The organism is Serratia sp. 2C06 (assembly GCF_050037615.1).
GTDB lineage: Bacteria > Pseudomonadota > Gammaproteobacteria > Enterobacterales > Enterobacteriaceae > Serratia > Serratia ureilytica.
In genome coordinates this window covers 2435667-2455055 of the sequence record NZ_CP188299.1, presented here as the reverse complement: position 1 = coordinate 2455055, position 19389 = coordinate 2435667, and the positions used below count along the sequence as shown (strand labels likewise).

Genomic DNA, 19389 nt, shown 5'->3' with positions numbered 1-19389 from the left:
AGAAAGAGCGATGTTTCACCGTCTGTTGACGCTTATCATCAAGGAAATGCAGGCGCTGCTGCGCGATCCGCAAACCCGCGCCATCCTGATCATGCCGGTGATCCTGCAGGTGCTGCTGTTCCCGTTCGCCGCGACGCTGGAAGTCACCAACGCCACCATCGCGGTCTACAGCGAGGACAGCGGCCAGGCCTCGGTGGAGCTGACCCAACGCTTCGCCAAGGCCAAAGCCTTCTCCCATGTGCTGCTGCTGCGCAATCCGCAGGAGATAAAGACCACCATCGACAACCAGCGGGCGCTGCTGCTGATCCGCTTCCCGGCGCAGTTCTCGCGCGATATCGCCGCCGGCCACACCGCGCCGCTGCAGCTGCTGCTCGACGGGCGCAACTCCAACAGCGCGCAGATCGCCGCCAACTACGTGCAGCAGATCGTGCAGGAATATCAGAACGAGCTGCTCGGCAACCGCGCGAAACCCAACAACAGCGAACTGGTGGTGCGCAACTGGTATAACCCGAATCTGGACTACAAATGGTTTGTGGTACCGTCGCTGATCGCCATGATCACCACCATCGGCGTGCTGATCGTCACCTCGCTGTCGGTGGCGCGCGAACGCGAACAGGGCACGCTGGAACAGCTGCTGGTCTCGCCGCTCACCACCTGGCAAATCTTTATCGGCAAGGCGGTGCCGGCGCTGATCGTCGCCAGCTTCCAGGCCAGCATCGTGCTGTTGATCGGCATCTTCCTGTACCAGATCCCGTTCGCCGGATCGCTGCTGCTGTTCTACGCCACCATGTTGATCTACGGGCTGTCGCTGGTCGGTTTCGGCCTGCTGATCTCGTCGCTGTGCGCCACTCAGCAGCAGGCGTTCATCGGCGTGTTCGTGTTCATGATGCCGGCGATCCTGCTCTCGGGTTACGTCTCGCCGGTGGAGAATATGCCGGTGTGGCTGCAGGATCTGACCTGGGTGAACCCGATACGCCACTTCACCGACATCACCAAGCAGATCTACCTGAAGGACGCCAGTTTCAGCATCATCTGGCACAGCCTGTGGCCGCTGCTGGTGATCACCGCCACCACCGGCAGCGCCGCCTATGCGCTGTTCCGCCGCAAAATCGCATAAAAAAAGCTCTGCATGTCACATGCAGAGCTTTTTGATCGCAGATACCCTAAGGCATGAGAGACGACGGATTTAGCGGCGGTTGCCGAAAATGCGCAGCAACATCAGGAACAGGTTGATGAAGTCGAGATACAGCGTCAGCGCGCCGACGATGGCGTACTTGCGGAAGCCGTCTTTATCATCGGCGTTCAGCTGCTCGCCCATCGCCTTGAGTTTCTGCGTGTCGTACGCGGTCAGGCCGACGAACACCACCACCCCGATGTAGGTAATCGCCCACATCAGCGCGGTGCTTTTCAGCCAGATGTTCACCAGCGAAGCCAGCACGATGCCGATCAGCGCCATGAACAACATGCTGCCGAAGCCGCTCAGATCGCGCTTGGTGGTGTAGCCGTACAGGCTCATCGCGCCGAACATGCCGGCGGTGACTACGAAAGTGCTGGCGATCGAGCTGTAGGTGTACGCGATGAAGATGCTCGACAGCGTCAGCCCGGTCAGCGCCGAGTACAGCATGAACAGCGAGGTGGCCACCGCGCCGCTCAGGCGGTTGACCATGCCGGAAATCACGAACACCAGCGCCAACTGGGCGATGATCAGACCGAAGAAGGTGATCTGACTGGAGAAGATGAAGTTGAGGATCGCGGGCGTATTGGCCGCATACCAGGAAACGAACGCCGTCAGCAGCAGACCGCAGGTCATCCAGCCGTAAACCTGCGCCATGTAGGCCTGAATGCCGCTGTTGGCACGTTCGACGATTGAACCATTAGAGCGTGGATATCGGTCCATGACGGTTACCTTTTGCGTTGTAAACAAGATTCCGAAGCCCCGTAAACGGGGCTTCGCCTGCTATAAGCGTACCACAGAATAGGCCGCGCGAAAGCGGCAAAGGTCTTGATTTGTTTCCGCTGTTGAGGCGTTATTTAGCCGCGTCGTGCCAGCGCTGCGCGGCCTGACGATCGCTGTCGCGAGCGTCCACCCAACGATCGCCCTGGCCGGTCGCTTCGCGCTTCCAGAACGGTGCGCGGGTCTTCAGGTAGTCCATGATGAACTCGCTGGCGGCGAACGCCATGCCGCGGTGCGCGCCGGTCACGCCGACGAACACGATCTCGTCGCCGGGATACAGCGCGCCGACGCGGTGGATCACCGTCACGCGCTGCAACGGCCAACGGCTGCGCGCCTCGGCCACGATCTCCGCCAGCGCCTTCTCGGTCATGCCGGGGTAGTGTTCCAGCGTCAGCGCGCTGACGTCGTCCCCGAGGTTATGGTTGCGCACCTTGCCGGTGAAGGTCACCACCGCGCCGTCGGCGTCGCACTGCGCCAGCCACTGATACTCGTCGCCGACGTTGAACGGCGCTTCGCCCACGCGAATGCGGGTGTTTTCCATGCTTACCCCCCGGTAACCGGCGGGAAGAAGGCCACTTCATCGCCGGCGCGCAGCGGGTGATCCGCCGCCACCAGCGACTGATTGACCGCCGCCAGCAGTTTGCCGGACTCCAGCGCCAGCGCCCAGCGATCGCCGCGCGCGCACAGCGCCTGACGCAGCGCCTCGACGGTCGGGTAATCCGCCGGCATCGACAGCGCGCCGGTGCCCACCAGTTCGCGCACCTGCGCGAAGAAAAGAATATCGATCATGCGTTCACCTTAAAATCACCGGATTTGCCGCCGCTTTTCGCCAGCAGGCGCACCGGGCCGATCACCATGTCTTTCTGTACCGCTTTGCACATGTCATAGATGGTCAATGCCGCCACCGAGGCGGCGGTCAGCGCTTCCATCTCGACGCCGGTTTTGCCGGTCAGCCGGCAGCAGGTTTCAATGCGCACCCGGCTGTGCTCCGTTTGCGCCTCCAGCTGCACTTCGACCTTGCTCAGCATCAGCGGGTGGCACAGCGGGATCAGCTCCCAGGTGCGTTTGGCCGCCTGAATGCCGGCGATACGCGCCGTGGCGAACACGTCGCCCTTGTGGTGGCTGCCATCGACGATCATCGCCAGCGTGGCGGGCAGCATCTCGACGAAGGCTTCGGCGCGCGCCTCGCGCGCCGTTTCGGCCTTGGCGGAAACGTCAACCATATGGGCTTCGCCGGCGGCGTTAATGTGGGTTAGCTGTGTCATGACTCAGGGCTTCTTCAAATGGGGCTGGAAGTTGCACGGGCGATGGCGCGCGTCCAACTGCTCTTCGATAATCCGCTCCCAGGCGGTGCGGCAGGCGCGGGTGGAGCCCGGCATGGCGAAAATCACCGTGCGGTTGGCCAGACCGGCCAGCGCGCGCGACTGGATCGTCGCGGTGCCGATCTCTTCGTACGACACCATGCGGAACAGTTCGCCGAACCCTTCCACCTCTCTGTCAAACAGCGGCAACAGCGCTTCCGGCGTGTTGTCGCGCGCGGTAAAACCGGTGCCGCCGGTGATCAGCACCGCCTGCACGTTGTCATCGGCGATCCACGCGGAAACCCGTGCGCGGATCTGGTAAATGTCATCTTTGACGATGGCGCGATCCACCACCTGATGGCCGGCTTCCTGCGCCGCTTCCTGCAGATATTGGCCGGAGGTGTCTTCCGCCGCGCCGCGGCTGTCGGACACGGTCAGGATGGCGATATGCGCCGGAATAAACTCGCTGCTCGCATGGCTCATGGTTCAATAAGCTCCTATTGGCTGTCAGCCGCCGATAAACGACAGGTTCTGGGTGATCCCGCTGTTGCCCTGATGCAGGAAATGGGTCTGCTTCTTGCTCAGCAGCCCGCTCTGAATGCGCGCCTTCAGCGCGTCGAGCTGGCCGTCATCCGCCAGCAGATCGCGCAGGGGCACCCCCTGCTCGCCGAACAGGCACAGATGCAGATTGCCGATGGAAGAAACGCGCAGCCGGTTGCAGCTGGCGCAGAAGTCTTTTTCATACGGCATGATAAGACCCACCTCACCCTGGTAGTCCGGGTGGCTGAACACCTGCGCCGGGCCGTCGCTGCGGCCACGCGCCTGGCGCTGCCAACCCTGCTGCTCCAGCTGCAGGCGAATCACTTCGCCGGAAACGTGGTGTTTGCGAAACAGTTCGCCCCCCTCGCCGGTTTCCATCAGTTCGATAAAGCGCAGCTGGATCGGCCGATCCTTGATCCAGGCGAGAAACGCGCCGAGTTGCTGGTGATTGACGTCGCGCATCAGCACGGCGTTGACCTTGACCTTGCTGAAACCGGCGCTGAAGGCGGCGTCTATGCCGTCCATCACCTGGCGGAACTTGTCCTGACCGGTAATGGCGTGAAACTGGCGGGGATCCAGACTGTCGATGCTGACGTTGATCGCCGTCAGACCGGCGTCACGCCAGGCGGCGACGTCGCGCGCCAGACGGTAGCCGTTGGTGGTGACCGCCAACGTGCGGATGGCCGGATTTTCCCGCACGGCGGCGATGATCTCGGTAAAGTCGCGGCGCAGCGAAGGCTCGCCGCCGGTCAGGCGCACCTTTTCGGTGCCCAGTTCGGCGAACGCGCGGCTGACGCGGCGGATTTCATCCAGCGACAGGAAGCTTTTCGGGCTGCCGCTCGGCTTGTAGCCGTCGGGCAGACAGTAGGTGCAACGAAAGTTGCACACGTCGGTGATCGACAAGCGCAGGTAATAGAACTTGCGCTCATAAGCATCAATGAGTTGCGGTACCATAACACCTTTCCAAAGTCGGGAGATGCGAGCGTTTCCCCTCTGCACCCTGGTGGCTGACTTCGCCACGGCCCAAGCGCCATATCGTTCCGGATGAACAACGTAGGCGCAGGGGCTAGGAGTTTGATTTCTCTTCCCGCTACCTTGAGTAGCCGGAATGAAACCGTGGTTTTCAGCAGAATTCTAGCGCTAATCGGCAACGATAGCCAACGCGTTAATTCGCTATATAACTGTCTATACAGCGTTTTTAGACGCCGCGTAATCGGGTAAACCATGATAAACATCGCTTACGCGGGCGAATTGACCAGAATCACGCAAATGGCACTCTTTATCCCCTAAATAATGGGCGTCGCCTCCCGACGGCAAGCCCGCTCCCCCCAGAGGCAACGTCAAGGATAACGGGTATATCGCGTTTTTACGCCGGATCCGCTACCTTATGCGGGCAGTTCAGCCCCTTTGTAAGGAAATTTATGCGTAATCGTACCCTGGCCGATCTCGACCGCGTGGTGGCGTTGGGCGGCGGACACGGCCTGGGCCGTGTGATGTCGGCCCTGTCGTCCTTAGGCTCCCGCCTGACCGGCATCGTTACCACCACCGACAACGGCGGTTCCACCGGCCGCATCCGCCGTTCGGAAGGCGGCATTGCCTGGGGCGATACCCGCAACTGTCTCAACCAGCTGATCACCGAGCCGAGCGTCGCCTCGGCGATGTTCGAATACCGCTTCAGCGGCAACGGCGAACTGGCCGGCCATAACCTCGGCAACCTGATGTTGAAAGCGCTGGATCACCTGAGCGTGCGCCCGCTGGAAGCGATCAACCTGGTGCGCAGCCTGTTGAAGGTGGACGCGGCGTTGATCCCGATGTCGGAACAGCCGGTGGATTTGATGGCGCACGATCACGAAGGCAACCATGTTTACGGTGAAGTGAATGTTGACCAACTGACTCATATGCCGCAGGAGCTGATGCTGTCTCCCCCGGTCAACGCCACGCGCGAAGCGCTGGACGCCATCGCGCAGGCCGACGTGATCCTGATTGGGCCGGGCAGTTTTCTCACCAGCCTGATGCCGCTGCTGCTGCTCGACGATCTCACCCAGGCGCTGCGCCGCAGCAGCGCCAGCATGATCTATATCGGCAACCTCGGCCGCGAGCTGAGCGTGGCCGCCGCGGCGCTGTCGTTAAAGGACAAGCTGACGCTGATGGAAGAGAAGATCGGCCGCCGGATGATCGATGCGCTGATCGTCGGCCCGGCGGTGGACGCCAGTGAAGTGCAGGATCGGGTGGTGATTCAGCAACCGCTGGAAGCGAGCGACATCCCTTATCGCCACGATCGCCAGCTGCTGCGCCAGGCGCTGGATCAAGCGCTGGTAGAGCTGGCCGACCGCCGCTAACCGAATTTAACCGTCTCGCCCGCGCAGCCAGGGATTATCGCTGGCTGGGGCGGGATGGCTGACCATATCGATATACAGATCTTCCACCTCTTTACGCGCCCAGGGCGTGCGACGCAAAAATTTCAGACTGGACTTGATGCTCGGATCGCTGCGGAAGCAGTTGATGCGAATGCGCGCGCCCAGCTCGGACCAACCGTAGTGATCCACCAGTTTATTCAGCAGTTGCTCCAGCGTCACGCCGTGCAGCGGGTCTTTAGACTGGTGTTGGCTCATGTTCGGTACTCTTCGTGGTCAAATCGGGCCGCACACCATAACAGCTTTGACGCGGCCGACAAGGAATTTTGACGCCCACAGCGCGGGCGCCGTCCAACGGTCAGGAAATCGCGATGAACTGCTCGCGCAGCTGGTGGATCTCGTCGCGCAACGCAGCCGCCTGCTCGAACTCCAGATTTTGCGCATGGGTATACATCTGCGCTTCCAGATCGCGGATTTTCTGATCCAGCGCTTTCGGCGTGAGGTTCTGCAGCTGAGCGCCGCTGTCCGCCGCCTTGCCCCTGCCTTTACCCTTGGCGCGGTTGACCGGCTGGCCAATCTGCAGAATGTCGCCGATCTTCTTGTTCAGCCCCTGCGGCACGATGCCGTTGGCTTCGTTGTAAGCCTGCTGCTTGGCGCGCCGCCGCTCGGTTTCACCGATCGCTTTGGCCATCGAATCGGTGATGCGATCGCCATACAGGATCGCCTTGCCGTTCAGGTTACGCGCCGCGCGGCCGATGGTCTGGATCAGCGAACGTTCGGAACGCAGGAAGCCTTCCTTGTCGGCGTCCAGAATCGCCACCAGCGACACCTCAGGCATGTCGAGCCCCTCACGCAGCAGGTTGATGCCCACCAGCACGTCAAACTCGCCCAGACGCAGGTCACGAATGATTTCGACGCGTTCCACGGTGTCGATATCCGAGTGCAGGTAGCGCACGCGCTCGCCATGCTCTTCCAGGTATTCGGTCAGGTCTTCCGCCATGCGTTTGGTCAGGGTGGTCACCAGCACGCGCTCGTTGATCGCCGCGCGCTTGCGGATCTCGGAGAGCAGATCGTCCACCTGAGTAGCGACTGGCCGCACTTCCACGATCGGATCCAGCAGCCCGGTCGGGCGCACCACCTGGTCGATCAGATCGCCGCCGGATTTCTCCAGCTCATATTTGCCCGGCGTGGCGGAGACATAGATGGTCTGCGGCGCCAGCGCCTCGAACTCCTCGAAGCGCAGCGGGCGGTTGTCCAGCGCCGACGGCAGGCGGAAACCGTACTCCACCAGCGTTTCCTTGCGCGCGCGGTCGCCCTTGAACATCGCGCCGATTTGCGGAATGGTGACGTGGGATTCGTCGACCACCAGCAGGCCGTCCGCCGGCAGGTAATCGAACAGCGTCGGCGGCGGCTCGCCCTCGGCGCGCCCGGAAAGGTAGCGCGAGTAGTTTTCGATGCCCGAGCAGTAACCCAGCTCGTTCATCATCTCCAGATCGAACTGGGTGCGCTGCGTCAGGCGCTGCTCTTCCAGCAGCTTGTTGTTGGCCAACAGCACCTTGCGGCGGTCCGCCAGATCGACCTTGATCTCTTCCATCGCCTGAATGATCCGCTCGCGCGGCGTCACGTAGTGCGACTTCGGGTAGATGGTAAAACGCGGCACCACCTGCTCAATCTGCCCGGTCAGCGGATCGAACAGCGACAGCCGCTCCACTTCGTCGTCGAACAGCTCAACGCGCAGCGCCAGCTCGTCCGACTCCGCCGGGAAGATGTCGATCACCTCGCCGCGCACGCGGAAGGTGGCGCGCTGGAAAGCCTGATCGTTGCGGGAATACTGCAGCTCCGCCAGCCGGCGCAAAATGGAGCGCTGATCGATGATCATGCCCTTGGTCAGATGCAGCATCATCTTCAGGTAAAGATCCGGATCGCCCAGGCCGTAGATCGCCGACACCGACGCCACCACCACCACGTCGCGCCGCTCCAGCAGCGCCTTGGTGGCGGAAAGGCGCATCTGCTCGATGTGCTCATTCACCGAAGCGTCTTTTTCAATGAAGGTGTCGGAGCTGGGCACGTAGGCTTCCGGCTGGTAGTAGTCGTAGTAGGAGACGAAGTACTCCACCGCATTCTCCGGGAAAAACTCTTTCATCTCGCCGTACAGCTGCGCCGCCAACGTCTTGTTCGGCGCCAGCACCATGGTCGGCCGATTCAGATCGGCTATCACGTTGGCGATGGTGAACGTTTTGCCCGAGCCGGTTACCCCCAGCAGCGTCTGGTGCGCCAGGCCGTCTTCCAACCCCTCTTCCAGTTTGCGGATGGCTTCCGGCTGATCGCCGGCCGGTTTGAAATCAGAATGCAGTTTGAAAAGTTTACTCATTGCTCGGCTACCCTGTGGAGATGCGCGCGCTCAGGCGGCCAGCCGGCTCTACGCCGGACGTGGCCCCTAATTATGGAAAGTGTCGGCGATTTGCGCCAGTGCCCATGATACTGGATATAAAACCAGCTTCAAGCGGATTCGTCGCTGCGCCCGGCAGCGCGGCAACGCCGTTGCACCGTGAGGTTACAGCGGGGTGACATTTTTATTGTCAATAACAGATTTATCCCCAGAACTTGCCGAAAATTAACTTATTGATAGCACCGCGGCGAAAAATCACACATAGAAACCCGATCAATGCCCTGGCGTCTTGATTTTAGTTAATTTATTGATAATTAATAGTTTTAATAAAAAGACGAGATTGCGGACAAAGCGAACAGAACCCGCGTCGGCTCTCGCTTTACAGCGTTTTTCTAAATCTAATGCACAAGGTTATCCACAGGAATAGTGGATAACTCTCACCGCCCCGCCCGTGGCGGGAGTTACAGAAAGAAAGCTTTTCGCCCTTTACACTCGCCAAAATGGCTTTTTTAGTTATTTTTTCATAAAAATATCGCTTTGTTTATGCCGATTAATACTAAAAATCCCCATTGCCAAAATCGCATTGCCCCCTTTCACGCCGATCGCGCTTGACGGCGGCGCAACGCCTTGCACCACGCCCACGCCGGAGAGCACCACAAGAGTGCAAAAAACGTCCGGGTTAACTTCCCGGCGTATTTTCAGGCCGCCGCGGCAGAGCGCGTCGAGCCTGACAGGCGGTTAACAAAGCGATAACACTCCCCCTTTTCGGCCAGTGGCAAAACTGGCCTGGGAGTTGCTTTATCTTCCCGCGTGCGAACGAGGCGCGACAGCATAATGCGCTGCCGAATGCGGCGTGCAACCGCCGCCTGGCTATGCCTCGTAAAAGCGCGAGAACGACACCAAGTCGTCATAAACGTCGTTTTTCACGACATATTGACTGTCTTTCCGTCCACCGCAGACATTGCTCAGGTGAATCGGAGGGACGGCATTTTGTTCCGGACATTGCCACACTCGGGAAATCAACCGCCAATGCGGCCTTTGCAGCACCCCACCAACGAGTGGAACGGGCGCCTATGTCTATGAGGAGAATGCCACATGCTGAGTCTGAGATCGGTCAATCAATTTTACGGGCAAAATCATACCCTGTGGGACATCAACCTGGAGCTGCCGCGCGGCCAGTGCACCGTGCTGCTCGGGCGCAACGGCGTGGGCAAGACCACGCTGGTCAACTGCATCATGGGGCATTTGCCGGTGGTGAGCGGCAGCATGACCTGGCAGCCGGCGGATCAGCCGCCGCAAAACCTGCTGCTGCAACCGATGGAGCGCCGCGCCGCACTCGGCATCAGCCACGTCCCGCAAGGGCGGCAACTCTTCTCGCAGCTGAGCGTGGAAGAGAATCTGCAAGTGGCGCAGATGGCCGTGCGCGGCGCCCCTTACCGCATTCCGCCGCTGATCTACAGCCTGTTTCCCAATTTGCGCCAGATGCGCACCCGCCGCGCCGGCGATCTGTGCGAAGGCGCTCAACGCCAGTTGGCGATTGGTCGTGCGCTGGCGCAGGAGCCGGCACTGCTGATCCTCGACGAACCGACGACGGGCGTACCGCCCTCGATCGCCGCCGACATCGGCAACGTGATCCGCAGGCTCAACTATGAGTTGGGCATGACCATTTTGCTGGTAGAGCATCAGCTGCCGTTCGTGCGCCGGGTGGCGGATCGTTTTTGTCTGCTCGATAGCGGGCGCACCGTGGCGCACGGCGCGCTGGCGCAGCTGGATGAGGCGCTGATCGGCGCCGGGCTGGCGGAGTGAGTGCTCGGGTTAGCGATTAGGTTGCTGTTGTATCAGTCACGGCCGGTCTGCGCCCAATAGGCATGGGCCGGCCATCTTTTCATACTCGATAGGGGTCACACCGACACCATAATATCGAGGGATGTAAGCATGACAGACAACAACGCGGCATTTATTCAATACGCGGATTTGCGCAACAAAAACTGGAGCCTGCAGGAACGTCTTAATATTGAAGGCATTTACGTCAGTTCGCGCGACGAACTGGTCGGCGCACAAGACTTTATCATCAAAACGTTAAAACGCCCTGCGATTGTCAGATTCGCCGCGCCTTTTGCCCTTTGGACGGCGCCTAAAACCGATATCAATGTCGGATTCGTCTATATCGACGGCAACGGCGTCAACGTCACTACCGAGATCCCCAACGGCACGGAAAGCGACCATAACTATTTCCTGCGCTGCTATACCAGCAACGGCGCGCTGGATAGCAACGTTCCTATTCGCCCGGCGCCTATCATGAAAGATTTCACCGTAAAGGGCATCGGCGCCAGGATTAACAACAGCAAAGATGAAACGACGATCGAATACACCTATATCGACGGCGTCCGTTTCGATTCGCCTGAAGGCCCGCTGGGCAACTTTTCCGTCAATAACGTCTATATTTCCGGCTTCTACTACGGCCTGTACTACGGTACCAATGCCTATATCGCCCACCACTACGCCTGTGAAGTCATTCGCTGTTTTGAGTGCCTGCATATGCCTTCAACGAACAGCGGCGCCCAAAACTTCGGTGAAGGCATCAACTTCTTCGGTGGCACCCTCGGCAATTCCCAGGGGCTGGCCGTTCGCAACGCTAACCCCAACGGCGCCTTCCGCCTGTTCGGCACTTCGATCGACTATGCCGGCTCGATTGCCGACGTTGAGGCCGGTAGCATTGAATTGCATGGCTGCCATATGGAATTCAACAACGGTAATAGTCCGCTCACGGAAATTCCCTTCCGTTGCAGCGCCAATCAAAATGCATCGCTGTTGATTCACGGCGGCGAAATCATCGTCGCCGGCGGCCGACTGGCGCAAGCGTCGCTGTTTTACGCCGAGGCCGGCAGTAGCGGGATTATCGTCGACAGCGTGAAGTTCTATGGCGTACGAACCGCCAGCGGCCGCTATTTCAGCGGTACCGGCGACTTTGTCATCGTCAATAGCCGACTGGATGGCGGTGGGGGTGGCGCCGGGATCCAGACGCTGGTCGGCGCCGTGAATAACAAGTTAAAAGACGGTGAGTTCGCCTTTTCCGCTAAGCCGTTTGGCTGGGAAGTGACAGGCGGCACGATCAGCGAGCCCTTTACCTCAGACGCAGTGACTATCAGTATCGAAGCCGGCGCGGGCGTCAACGGCAGCAATGCCCTGAAAGTGACCAAGTTGGGCAACGCCAATACCAACGCCGGAGTGAGAGTGATCGTGCCCGCCGCGCAATATGAGCAGCTGGGCGCCTGTTTTACCCTGAAAACGGTCAACGGCGGTACCGGCAATCTGTTCGCGACGCTGCAATATGCCTGTATCCAGGACCATGCGGACAACGGCGTCTCGCTCATCGCCAAAGCCGCGCCGGCAGCCTGGGACGCCGCCTTGAAAGCCGATGCTTACGCCGAGTACACCGAATATCGTTTCAACGCCAATCGACGAAAAGTCCCGGTCTGGGCGACCCATGTCATCCTGACGTTCAACCTGTTTGCCCTGGCGAAAAATGGCGTGCTTTATCTCGATAACGCCTGTATTACCGCTATGTAAAAGCCAACGCCGGGTCATAAGACCCGGCGTTGTGATTCATCAGCCAGAACCTCTCACTGCGCCAGCAAGCTGATATCCAGATACTGCCCCAGCGGCGCCCGTTCGGCCTGCGGCAGGTGCGGGATTTCGCCCAGCAGCGGCGCGGGCAGCATACGGCGCAGCGTAGCCAGGTATTCCTGATGCCGCCGCCCCGGCGGCGCCACGTCGTTGGCGATCCAACCGGCCAGCGTCAGCCCGGCCTGTTGCACCGCCTGGGCCGTCAGCACCGCGTGGTTGATGCAGCCCAGCTTGATGCCCACCACCAGGATCACCGGCAGTTGCTCTTGCCGCACCCAGTCGGCGAAGGTGTACTCCGCCGACAACGGGGTAAACCACCCGCCGGCCCCCTCGACCAGCACCCAATCGGCGCGCTGCTCCAGCCGGCGCAGGCCGTCGGACAGCCGCGCCGCGTCGATCGGCCGGCCTTCATCGGCGCTGACGATATGCGGCGAGGTCGGTTCGGCAAATACGTAAGGGTTCACTTCGTCGTAATCCAGCGCCACGCCGCTGTTGGCCTGCAGCGCCAGCGCGTCGCCGTTGCGCAGCCCCTCGGCGGTCATCTCGCTGCCGGAGGCCACCGGCTTATAGCCGGCGCTGCGGTAGCCCGCCCGGTTGGCGGCCTGCAGCAAGGCGCTGCTGGCGACGGTTTTCCCCACTTCGGTGTCGGTGCCGGTCACGAACCAACGTTTACTCACGATAAATCACTCCATAAGCCAGATGATAGCTGAGCGGGAACTGCCCCTGCCGGCACGGGTAAGCCGCCTGCAGCGCGGCGAGGCGGCCGCGCGACATCAGGCCGCCCTCGCGCCCCTGATGCAAATGCGTCGCCCCGATGCCCTTGAGCGAACGCATCAGCGTCATCACGTCCGGGTAGTTCAGGATACGCAACTCCGTCACCAGTTCGTGTCGATAGGCGGCGCAGGCGGTGCGGATCTGCGTCAACGGCAAAAAGGCGTTCACGTGACGTTCGCCGTCCACCTGTTGCCAGGCGTCCCCCAATTCCTGCAGCGAGCCCGCCGCCAGCGTGGAAAACAGGATCACGCCGCCGGGGCGGGTCACGCGATACAGCTCCGCCAGCGCGGCGGGCAGATCGCTGCACCACTGCACCACCAGGCTGCTGAAACAGATATCCATCGCCGCATCGGGCAACGGCACCTGTTCGATATCGCCCAGCAAATAATGATGCGCAGCCTGCCGTTGGCGGGCGACCTCCAGCATGCCCGGCGCCAGATCGAGCGCGGTTACCTGCATGCCGCGCTCGCGCCACAGGCTGCTGAAATAGCCGGTGCCGCAGCCGGCGTCCAGCAGCCGTTCGCCCGGATGGGGACTTCCCATCCCCAGTAAGCGCTCGCCAACGTCACGCTGCAGCGCAGCGGCGGCATCGTAGCTGCCGGCGGCACGGCTGAAGGCCGAGGCGACCGCCTGTTTGTTCACCGTGTCATTGACTGACGTCATGCAATACCTCCAGCAGACGATCGATATCCTGCGGCTGATGCGCCGCCGTCAGGGTAATGCGCAGCCGCGCGCCGCCCGGGGGCACCGTCGGCGGACGGATGGCGCTCACCCACAGGCCGCACTCGCGCAGGCGGGTCGCCAGATCGAGCGCGCGCTGATTATCCCCCACCAGCAGCGGCTGGATGGCGGTGTCGGAATCCGTCAGGGTCAGCGCCAGCGGCGCCGCGCCCTGGCGGAAACGCCGAATGTTGTCCTGCAGCCGGGCGCGCAGGTCATCGCCCTCTCGAATGCAGACCAGCGCCGCCTGCAGCGCGCAGGCCTGCGCCGGCGGCATCGCGGTGCTGTAGATCAGATGGCGGGCGAACTGCAGCAGATACTCGGCGGTCGCCTCATCGCACAGCACCGCCGCGCCGCTGATGCCGAACGCCTTGCCGAAGGTCGCCACCAGCAGTTCAGGGCGCACACCCTGCTGCCAGCAACTGCCGCGGCCTTGCTCACCGCGCACGCCGATGCCGTGGGCGTCATCCACCATCAGCCAGGCGCCCGCCGCACGGGTTAAGCGATGCAGCTCCGCCAACGGCGCGCCGTCGCCATCCATGCTGAACACCCCTTCGGTGACCGCCAGCCGCTGCCCGTCGCAGGGTTTGGCCAGCAGATCCGCCAAGGCCTGCGGTTGATTGTGCTGGAACCGGCGCAGCTCGGCCGGCGACTGCGCCGCCGCCTCCAGCAGCGAGGCATGGCTGAGACGATCGGCCAAAATGCGATCGCCCTTTTGCATCAACGCCGCCAGCACCGCCTGGTTGGCGGCGTAGCCGGAGATGAACAGCAGCGCGCGCGGATAGCCGAGCCACGCCGCCAGTTGCTCTTCCAGCACCTGATGCGCTGCGCTAAAACCGGTCACGTGGCCCGAACCGCCGCTGCCGACGCCGTAACGCTGCGCGCCCTGCTGCCAGGCGGCGATCACCCGCGCATCCTGGCTCAAGCCCAGGTAGTCGTTGCCCGAGAAGTTCAGATAGAGACGATCGCCGAGCCGGATCTGGCGGCCGTTGCCGCCCTCGGTGGTCTGTCGCCGGCGGTAGGCGGCGTTCAGGCGCCGCTCAGCCAGCGCCTGCTCGATGCGTTGCTGCCAGCTCATCACGGCGCCGCGTTGTAAAACTCGGCGGTATCGGCGTTCAGCAGTTGCTTGGCCAGCACCTGCTGTTGCTGGTTGTCGCCGTGTTCGGTTGCGGTCTGCTGCGGGTTGAGCCCCAGCTTGCGGAACAGCTGCAGGTCTTTGTCTTCTTCCGGATTCGGCGTGGTCAGCAGCTTGCAACCGTAGAAGATCGAGTTGGCGCCGGCCATGAAGCACATCGCCTGCGTCTGTTCGTTCATCTGTTCGCGGCCTGCGGAGAGACGGACATAAGAAGATGGCATCATGATGCGCGCCACCGCGATGGTGCGGATGAAATCAAACGGATCGACGTCATCGTTATCCGCCAGCGGCGTGCCTTTCACCTTCACCAACATGTTGATCGGCACGCTCTCCGGTGGTTTTGGCAGGTTGGCCAGCTGCACCAGCAGCCCGGCGCGATCGCGCACCGTTTCACCCAGCCCGACGATGCCGCCGGAGCACACTTTGATGCCGGCGTCGCGCACCTTGTCGAGCGTATCCAGGCGCTCCTGGTAGCTGCGGGTGGTGATGATGTTGCCGTAGAACTCTGGCGAGGTGTCGAGGTTATGGTTGTAGTAATCCAGCCCGGCCTCCGCCAGCCGTTCGGCCTGGGTGCCATCCAATGTGCCCAGCGTCATGCAGGTTTCCATGCCCATCGCTTTCACGCCCTGCACCATTTGCTGCAGATAAGGCATATCGCGCTCGTGCGGGTTCTTCCACGCCGCGCCCATGCAAAAACGGGTCGAACCGTTCGCCTTGGCCTTGCGTGCCGATTCCAGCACCTGCTCGACCTGCATCAGCCGCTCCGACTCCAGGCCGGTCTTGTAGCGTGAGCTCTGCGGGCAGTATTTGCAGTCTTCCGGGCAAGCGCCGGTCTTGATCGACAGCAGCGTGCTGACCTGCACCTGACGCGGGTCGAAGTGCTGGCGGTGTACGGTTTGCGCTTCGAACAGCAGTTCCAGCAGCGGTTTATCAAACAGGGCCTGGGCTTGCCCTACTGTCCAGTGAATGCGGTCGGCCATCATGGCGTCTCCAAAACGAAAAAGTGTCGCCAGTTTAAATATTGTGGATATACTGTCAACCAATCTTAATCCAATTTGGTTTACAACAATGTCTGTCACCGCTTCCGACCTGGCGTTTGACCAACGCCATATCTGGCACCCCTACACCTCCATGAGCCGCCCGTTACCCTGTTACCCGATCGAATCGGCCAGCGGCGTCGAACTGCAGCTGGCGGACGGCCGGAGTCTGGTGGACGGCATGTCCTCCTGGTGGGCGGCGATCCACGGTTACAACCATCCGCGCCTGAATCAGGCCGCCAGCCAGCAGTTGGAGAAGATGTCGCACGTGATGTTCGGCGGCATTACCCATCCGGCCGCCATCTCGTTGTGCCGTCGGCTGGTGGAAATGACGCCGGAAGCGCTGCAGTGCGTGTTCCTGGCGGACTCTGGTTCGGTGGCGGTAGAAGTGTCGCTTAAAATGGCGCTGCAGTACTGGCAGGCGCGCGGCGAGCGCCGGCAGCGCATCCTGACGCTGCGCCACGGCTATCACGGCGATACCTTCGGCGCGATGTCGGTCTGCGATCCGGACAACTCGATGCACAGCCTCTATCAGGGGTATCTGGCGCCACACCTGTTCGCCACCGCGCCGCAGTGCCGCTTCGACGAGGACTGGCGCGAAGAGGATATCGCGCCGTTCGCCGCGCTGCTGGAGCAGCACGCCGGTGAAGTGGCGGCGGTGATCCTGGAACCGGTGGTGCAAGGCGCCGGCGGCATGCGCATCTACCATCCGACCTACCTCAAGCGGGTGCGTGAGCTGTGCGATCGCCATCAGGTGCTGCTGATCGCCGACGAGATCGCCACCGGTTTCGGCCGCACCGGCAAGCTGTTCGCCTGCGAGCACGCGCAGGTGGTGCCGGACATTCTCTGTCTGGGCAAGGCGCTGACCGGTGGCTATATGACCCTTTCCGCCACCTTGACTACCCGCCATGTGGCGGAGACCATCAGCAACGGCGCGGCCGGCTGCTTTATGCACGGGCCGACCTTTATGGGCAATCCGCTGGCCTGCGCGGTGGCGGACGCCAGTCTGGCGCTGCTGGCGGAAAATCGCTGGCAGGCGCAGGTGAGCGCCATCGAAACCCAGTTGAAGCGGGAACTGTTGCCGTTGGCGGCGCTGCCGAAGGTGGCCGACGTGCGGGTGCTGGGCGCGATTGGGGTGGTGGAGATGCGCGAACCGGTGGATGTCGCCGAGCTGCAGCGCGGGTTCGTCGAGCGCGGGGTATGGATCCGGCCGTTCGGCAAGCTGATTTACCTGATGCCGCCTTACATCATCGAAGCGGACCAGCTCAGCCGCCTGACCGCCGCCGTCGCCGCCGCCGCGCGTTAATGCCTTACCAATGCTGGTCCAGATAGCGGGCCAGCAATCCCAAACACAGCAGCCACAGTACAATGATCATCGCCGCCGCCATGCGGCCGGTGGGATTATCGACGCGCTTTTGCGCCTTCTCGCGCAGCTCGGCCATCAGCGGTTTGGGGATCAGCCGCACCGCCAACATGATGCCCAACGGCACGATGATCACATCGTCCAGATAGCCCAGCACCGGAATAAAATCCGGGATCAGATCGATCGGTGAGATCGCATAGCCGGCCACCAGCAGCGCGATCAGCTTGGCGTACCACGGGGTGCGCTTATCACGGGCGGCCAGCCACAGCGCGTAGATATCGCGCTTGATGCCTTTGGCCCAACGGCGCAGCCAGCCGAACCACGGCGTGCGTTTTTTCAGTGAAATCATGATTACTTCATATAAGAACGTAAAACGGTCATCAATTGCTCGATGTCCTGCTCGCGCTGCTGCGGCGTAGCGTCCGCGGCAGCCAGATGTTCGCGCACATGCCCTTCCAGCACCTGCGCCATCAGGCCGTTGACCGCGCCGCGCACCGCCGCGATCTGCTGCAGAACAGCCGAACATTCGCCGCCGCTCTCCAGCGCGCGCTCCAGCGCTTCGGCCTGCCCTTTAATGCGGCGCACCCGCGCCAACAGCTTCTTTTGATCTCTGTGGGTATGGCTCATCATTTCCGCCTGATTGTTATTTACTATACTGGGGTATAGTATATTTCAGCGCACTATCTTTTGCTGAGGAACTTCACCATGACGTCTCACGCGCCCGTTTTGCACCGCGAGCACAGCCACGTTTTTGACGATGGTAACCCATTGGCCGAAAGAAACACCAGATGGGCGGTGATACTCACCGCCAATATGATGGCTATCGAGATCGCCGGCGGCTGGCTGTTTAACTCGATGGCATTGCTGGCCGACGGCTGGCACATGAGTTCGCACGCGCTGGCCCTGGGCCTGTCGGTGCTGGCTTACGGCGCCGCACGCCGGCTGGCCAAGGATCGCCGCTTTAGCCTCGGCACCTGGAAGATCGAAGTGCTGGCCGGTTACACCAGCGCGGTGTTGTTGGTGCTGGTGGCGGCGCTGATGCTGTTTCAGTCTGGGCAGCGGCTGCTGAATCCCAGCCCGATTCATTACAACGAAGCCATCGCCATCGACGCGATCGGGCTGGCCGTCAACCTGCTCTGCGCCTGGCTGTTGCGCGGTGGCGGCCACCATCATCATCACGGGGATGACCACGACGACACTCATCATGACCTCAACCTGCGTTCCGCCTATGTTCACGTGCTCGCCGACGCCGCCACCTCGGTGCTGGCGCTCGTCGCGCTGTTCGGCGGCAAGCTTTGGGGCGCCGCCTGGCTCGATCCGCTGATGGGCATCGTCGGCGCGGTGATGGTGGCCGCCTGGGCCTATAGCCTGATGCGCGATAGCGGAAAGATTTTGCTGGATGCCGAAATGGACGCCCCGGTGGCGCAAGAGATCCGCCAGGCCCTGGCCGCTTCCGGCCACGCGCTCACGCTGACCGATTTGCATGTAGGCCGCATCGGCAAAGGAAAATATCATTGTGTCCTCGCCCTGAGCAGCGCCGATCGCGCCCTCACCGCCGATCGGGTGCGCCAACTGTTGGCCGCGCATCCCGAACTGGTGCATGTCACCGTCGAGATCAACCGTCCGCCGCTGGCGCAAGGGGTTGTATTGTTCCACCGAAAAGATCTAGCTTAAGGGTCCGCGTTTATCGACAACTGGGAGTCATTATGACTTTTCGTTTGTACAGCAACGATCTGCAGGACGGCGGCACAATGCCGCAGACGCAGGTCTTCAACGGCATGGGCTACCGCGGCGATAACCTGTCGCCGCACCTGGCCTGGGACGGCGTGCCCGCCGGCACCAAAAGCTTCGTCGTCACCCTGTACGATCCCGATGCCCCGACCGGCTCCGGCTGGTGGCACTGGGTGGTGGCCAATATTCCGGCCGACGTGCGCGAGCTGCCGCAGGGCGCAGGCTCCGGCAAAGCGCCGTTGCCGAGCGCCGCGCTGCAAACCCGTACCGACTTCGGCTCGGCCGGTTACGGCGGCGCCGCGCCGCCGAATGGCGAACGCCACCGCTATCAGTTCACCGTGCATGCGCTGGACGTGGAAAGCATTGAGGTGGATGAAGGCTCCAGCGGCGCGTTGGTGGGCTTTAACGTGCATTTCCACAGCCTCGGCAGCGCCACGCTGACGGTGATGTTCAACTGATTGATC

Annotated in this window: 22 protein-coding genes and 1 riboswitch; of the genes, 7 read left to right on the top strand and 15 right to left on the bottom strand. The window is 61.7% G+C overall.

Annotated features, from left to right (window positions below; all coding sequences use genetic code 11):
- Positions 1 to 10: 10 nt before the first annotated feature.
- On the top strand, positions 11 to 1117 hold the full coding sequence (locus ACP3TA_RS12145; protein WP_164119972.1) for an ABC transporter permease: 1107 nt from the start codon (positions 11 to 13) through the stop codon (positions 1115 to 1117).
- A 69-nt stretch (positions 1118 to 1186) separates the two neighbouring features.
- On the opposite strand, the gene ACP3TA_RS12140 is transcribed toward ACP3TA_RS12145, so the two are convergent.
- The 6 genes from ACP3TA_RS12140 to moaA all read right to left on the bottom strand — a co-directional run bounded on the left by ACP3TA_RS12140 (position 1187) and on the right by moaA (position 4749).
- Positions 1187 to 1897, bottom strand: coding sequence for a Bax inhibitor-1/YccA family protein (locus ACP3TA_RS12140; protein ID WP_004939761.1), 711 nt, complete (start codon positions 1895 to 1897; stop codon positions 1187 to 1189).
- A 130-nt stretch (positions 1898 to 2027) separates the two neighbouring features.
- Entirely contained in the window at positions 2028 to 2495 is a 468-nt protein-coding gene (moaE, locus tag ACP3TA_RS12135; RefSeq protein ID WP_033642239.1) for a molybdopterin synthase catalytic subunit MoaE, read from the bottom strand.
- A 2-nt stretch (positions 2496 to 2497) separates the two neighbouring features.
- Positions 2498 to 2743, bottom strand: a complete 246-nt coding sequence (moaD, locus tag ACP3TA_RS12130) for a molybdopterin synthase sulfur carrier subunit (protein WP_004939768.1) — start codon at positions 2741 to 2743, stop codon at positions 2498 to 2500.
- The gene (moaC, locus tag ACP3TA_RS12125; RefSeq protein ID WP_164107172.1) at positions 2740 to 3219 is read right to left on the bottom strand and encodes a cyclic pyranopterin monophosphate synthase MoaC; all 480 of its coding nucleotides are present in this window, start codon (positions 3217 to 3219) and stop codon (positions 2740 to 2742) included. The genes moaD and moaC overlap by 4 nt, the downstream gene beginning before the upstream one ends.
- A gap of 3 nt (positions 3220 to 3222) precedes the next feature.
- Positions 3223 to 3738 (bottom strand): molybdenum cofactor biosynthesis protein B, encoded by a 516-nt coding sequence (gene moaB / locus ACP3TA_RS12120; RefSeq protein ID WP_033642238.1) that lies wholly within the window; start codon positions 3736 to 3738, stop codon positions 3223 to 3225.
- A gap of 24 nt (positions 3739 to 3762) precedes the next feature.
- Positions 3763 to 4749, bottom strand: a complete 987-nt coding sequence (gene moaA / locus ACP3TA_RS12115; protein ID WP_016928681.1) for a GTP 3',8-cyclase MoaA — start codon at positions 4747 to 4749, stop codon at positions 3763 to 3765.
- Positions 4736 to 4880: riboswitch (molybdenum cofactor riboswitch) on the bottom strand. It overlaps the preceding gene by 14 nt.
- 336 nt (positions 4881 to 5216) lie before the next feature.
- On the opposite strand from moaA, the gene yvcK reads away from it, so the two are divergent.
- Positions 5217 to 6134, top strand: a complete 918-nt coding sequence (gene yvcK, locus ACP3TA_RS12110) for a uridine diphosphate-N-acetylglucosamine-binding protein YvcK (protein WP_033642237.1) — start codon at positions 5217 to 5219, stop codon at positions 6132 to 6134.
- A gap of 6 nt (positions 6135 to 6140) precedes the next feature.
- Here yvcK and ACP3TA_RS12105 read toward each other — a convergent pair whose 3' ends face one another.
- The 3 genes from ACP3TA_RS12105 to ACP3TA_RS12095 form a co-directional block, all read right to left on the bottom strand.
- Positions 6141 to 6407, bottom strand: a complete 267-nt coding sequence (locus ACP3TA_RS12105) for a VF530 family DNA-binding protein (RefSeq protein ID WP_004939783.1) — start codon at positions 6405 to 6407, stop codon at positions 6141 to 6143.
- 100 nt (positions 6408 to 6507) lie between these two features.
- Complete coding sequence (uvrB, locus tag ACP3TA_RS12100) at positions 6508 to 8520, bottom strand: excinuclease ABC subunit UvrB (RefSeq protein ID WP_033642236.1); 2013 nt, start codon at positions 8518 to 8520, stop codon at positions 6508 to 6510.
- A gap of 531 nt (positions 8521 to 9051) precedes the next feature.
- Positions 9052 to 9180, bottom strand: coding sequence for a hypothetical protein (locus ACP3TA_RS12095; RefSeq protein WP_255326645.1), 129 nt, complete (start codon positions 9178 to 9180; stop codon positions 9052 to 9054).
- Between the two features lie 453 nt (positions 9181 to 9633).
- Here ACP3TA_RS12095 and ACP3TA_RS12090 point away from each other — a divergent pair, with 453 nt between their 5' ends.
- Positions 9634 to 10344, top strand: coding sequence for an ATP-binding cassette domain-containing protein (locus tag ACP3TA_RS12090; protein ID WP_033642235.1), 711 nt, complete (start codon positions 9634 to 9636; stop codon positions 10342 to 10344).
- Between the two features lie 129 nt (positions 10345 to 10473).
- On the top strand, positions 10474 to 12108 hold the full coding sequence (locus ACP3TA_RS12085; protein WP_047025675.1) for a hypothetical protein: 1635 nt from the start codon (positions 10474 to 10476) through the stop codon (positions 12106 to 12108).
- A 53-nt stretch (positions 12109 to 12161) separates the two neighbouring features.
- On the opposite strand, the gene bioD is transcribed toward ACP3TA_RS12085, so the two are convergent.
- From bioD to bioB, 4 genes are read right to left on the bottom strand one after another with little or no spacing between them, the layout of a single operon-like run.
- Complete coding sequence (bioD, locus tag ACP3TA_RS12080) at positions 12162 to 12842, bottom strand: dethiobiotin synthase (RefSeq protein ID WP_033642233.1); 681 nt, start codon at positions 12840 to 12842, stop codon at positions 12162 to 12164.
- Complete coding sequence (gene bioC, locus ACP3TA_RS12075; RefSeq protein ID WP_198808970.1) at positions 12835 to 13602, bottom strand: malonyl-ACP O-methyltransferase BioC; 768 nt, start codon at positions 13600 to 13602, stop codon at positions 12835 to 12837. Before bioC ends, bioD begins: the two co-directional genes overlap by 8 nt.
- The gene (gene bioF / locus ACP3TA_RS12070; RefSeq protein ID WP_426784617.1) at positions 13586 to 14737 is read right to left on the bottom strand and encodes an 8-amino-7-oxononanoate synthase; all 1152 of its coding nucleotides are present in this window, start codon (positions 14735 to 14737) and stop codon (positions 13586 to 13588) included. The genes bioC and bioF overlap by 17 nt, the downstream gene beginning before the upstream one ends.
- Complete coding sequence (gene bioB, locus ACP3TA_RS12065; RefSeq protein WP_033652413.1) at positions 14737 to 15774, bottom strand: biotin synthase BioB; 1038 nt, start codon at positions 15772 to 15774, stop codon at positions 14737 to 14739. Before bioB ends, bioF begins: the two co-directional genes overlap by 1 nt.
- An 88-nt stretch (positions 15775 to 15862) precedes the next feature.
- Here bioB and bioA point away from each other — a divergent pair, with 88 nt between their 5' ends.
- Positions 15863 to 17137, top strand: coding sequence for an adenosylmethionine--8-amino-7-oxononanoate transaminase (gene bioA / locus ACP3TA_RS12060; protein ID WP_342171264.1), 1275 nt, complete (start codon positions 15863 to 15865; stop codon positions 17135 to 17137).
- Between the two features lie 4 nt (positions 17138 to 17141).
- On the opposite strand, the gene ACP3TA_RS12055 is transcribed toward bioA, so the two are convergent.
- Both ACP3TA_RS12055 and ACP3TA_RS12050 read right to left on the bottom strand, forming a co-directional pair.
- A complete protein-coding gene (locus ACP3TA_RS12055; RefSeq protein ID WP_047025679.1) occupies positions 17142 to 17543 on the bottom strand; it encodes a YkvA family protein in 402 nt (133 codons plus the stop codon).
- A gap of 2 nt (positions 17544 to 17545) precedes the next feature.
- Positions 17546 to 17821, bottom strand: coding sequence for a metal/formaldehyde-sensitive transcriptional repressor (locus tag ACP3TA_RS12050; RefSeq protein ID WP_025301915.1), 276 nt, complete (start codon positions 17819 to 17821; stop codon positions 17546 to 17548).
- A gap of 78 nt (positions 17822 to 17899) precedes the next feature.
- On the opposite strand from ACP3TA_RS12050, the gene dmeF reads away from it, so the two are divergent.
- A complete protein-coding gene (gene dmeF, locus ACP3TA_RS12045) occupies positions 17900 to 18868 on the top strand; it encodes a CDF family Co(II)/Ni(II) efflux transporter DmeF (protein ID WP_426784615.1) in 969 nt (322 codons plus the stop codon).
- A 32-nt stretch (positions 18869 to 18900) separates the two neighbouring features.
- The gene (locus ACP3TA_RS12040) at positions 18901 to 19383 is read left to right on the top strand and encodes a kinase inhibitor (RefSeq protein WP_033642228.1); all 483 of its coding nucleotides are present in this window, start codon (positions 18901 to 18903) and stop codon (positions 19381 to 19383) included.
- The last annotated feature ends 6 nt before the right edge of the window (positions 19384 to 19389 follow it).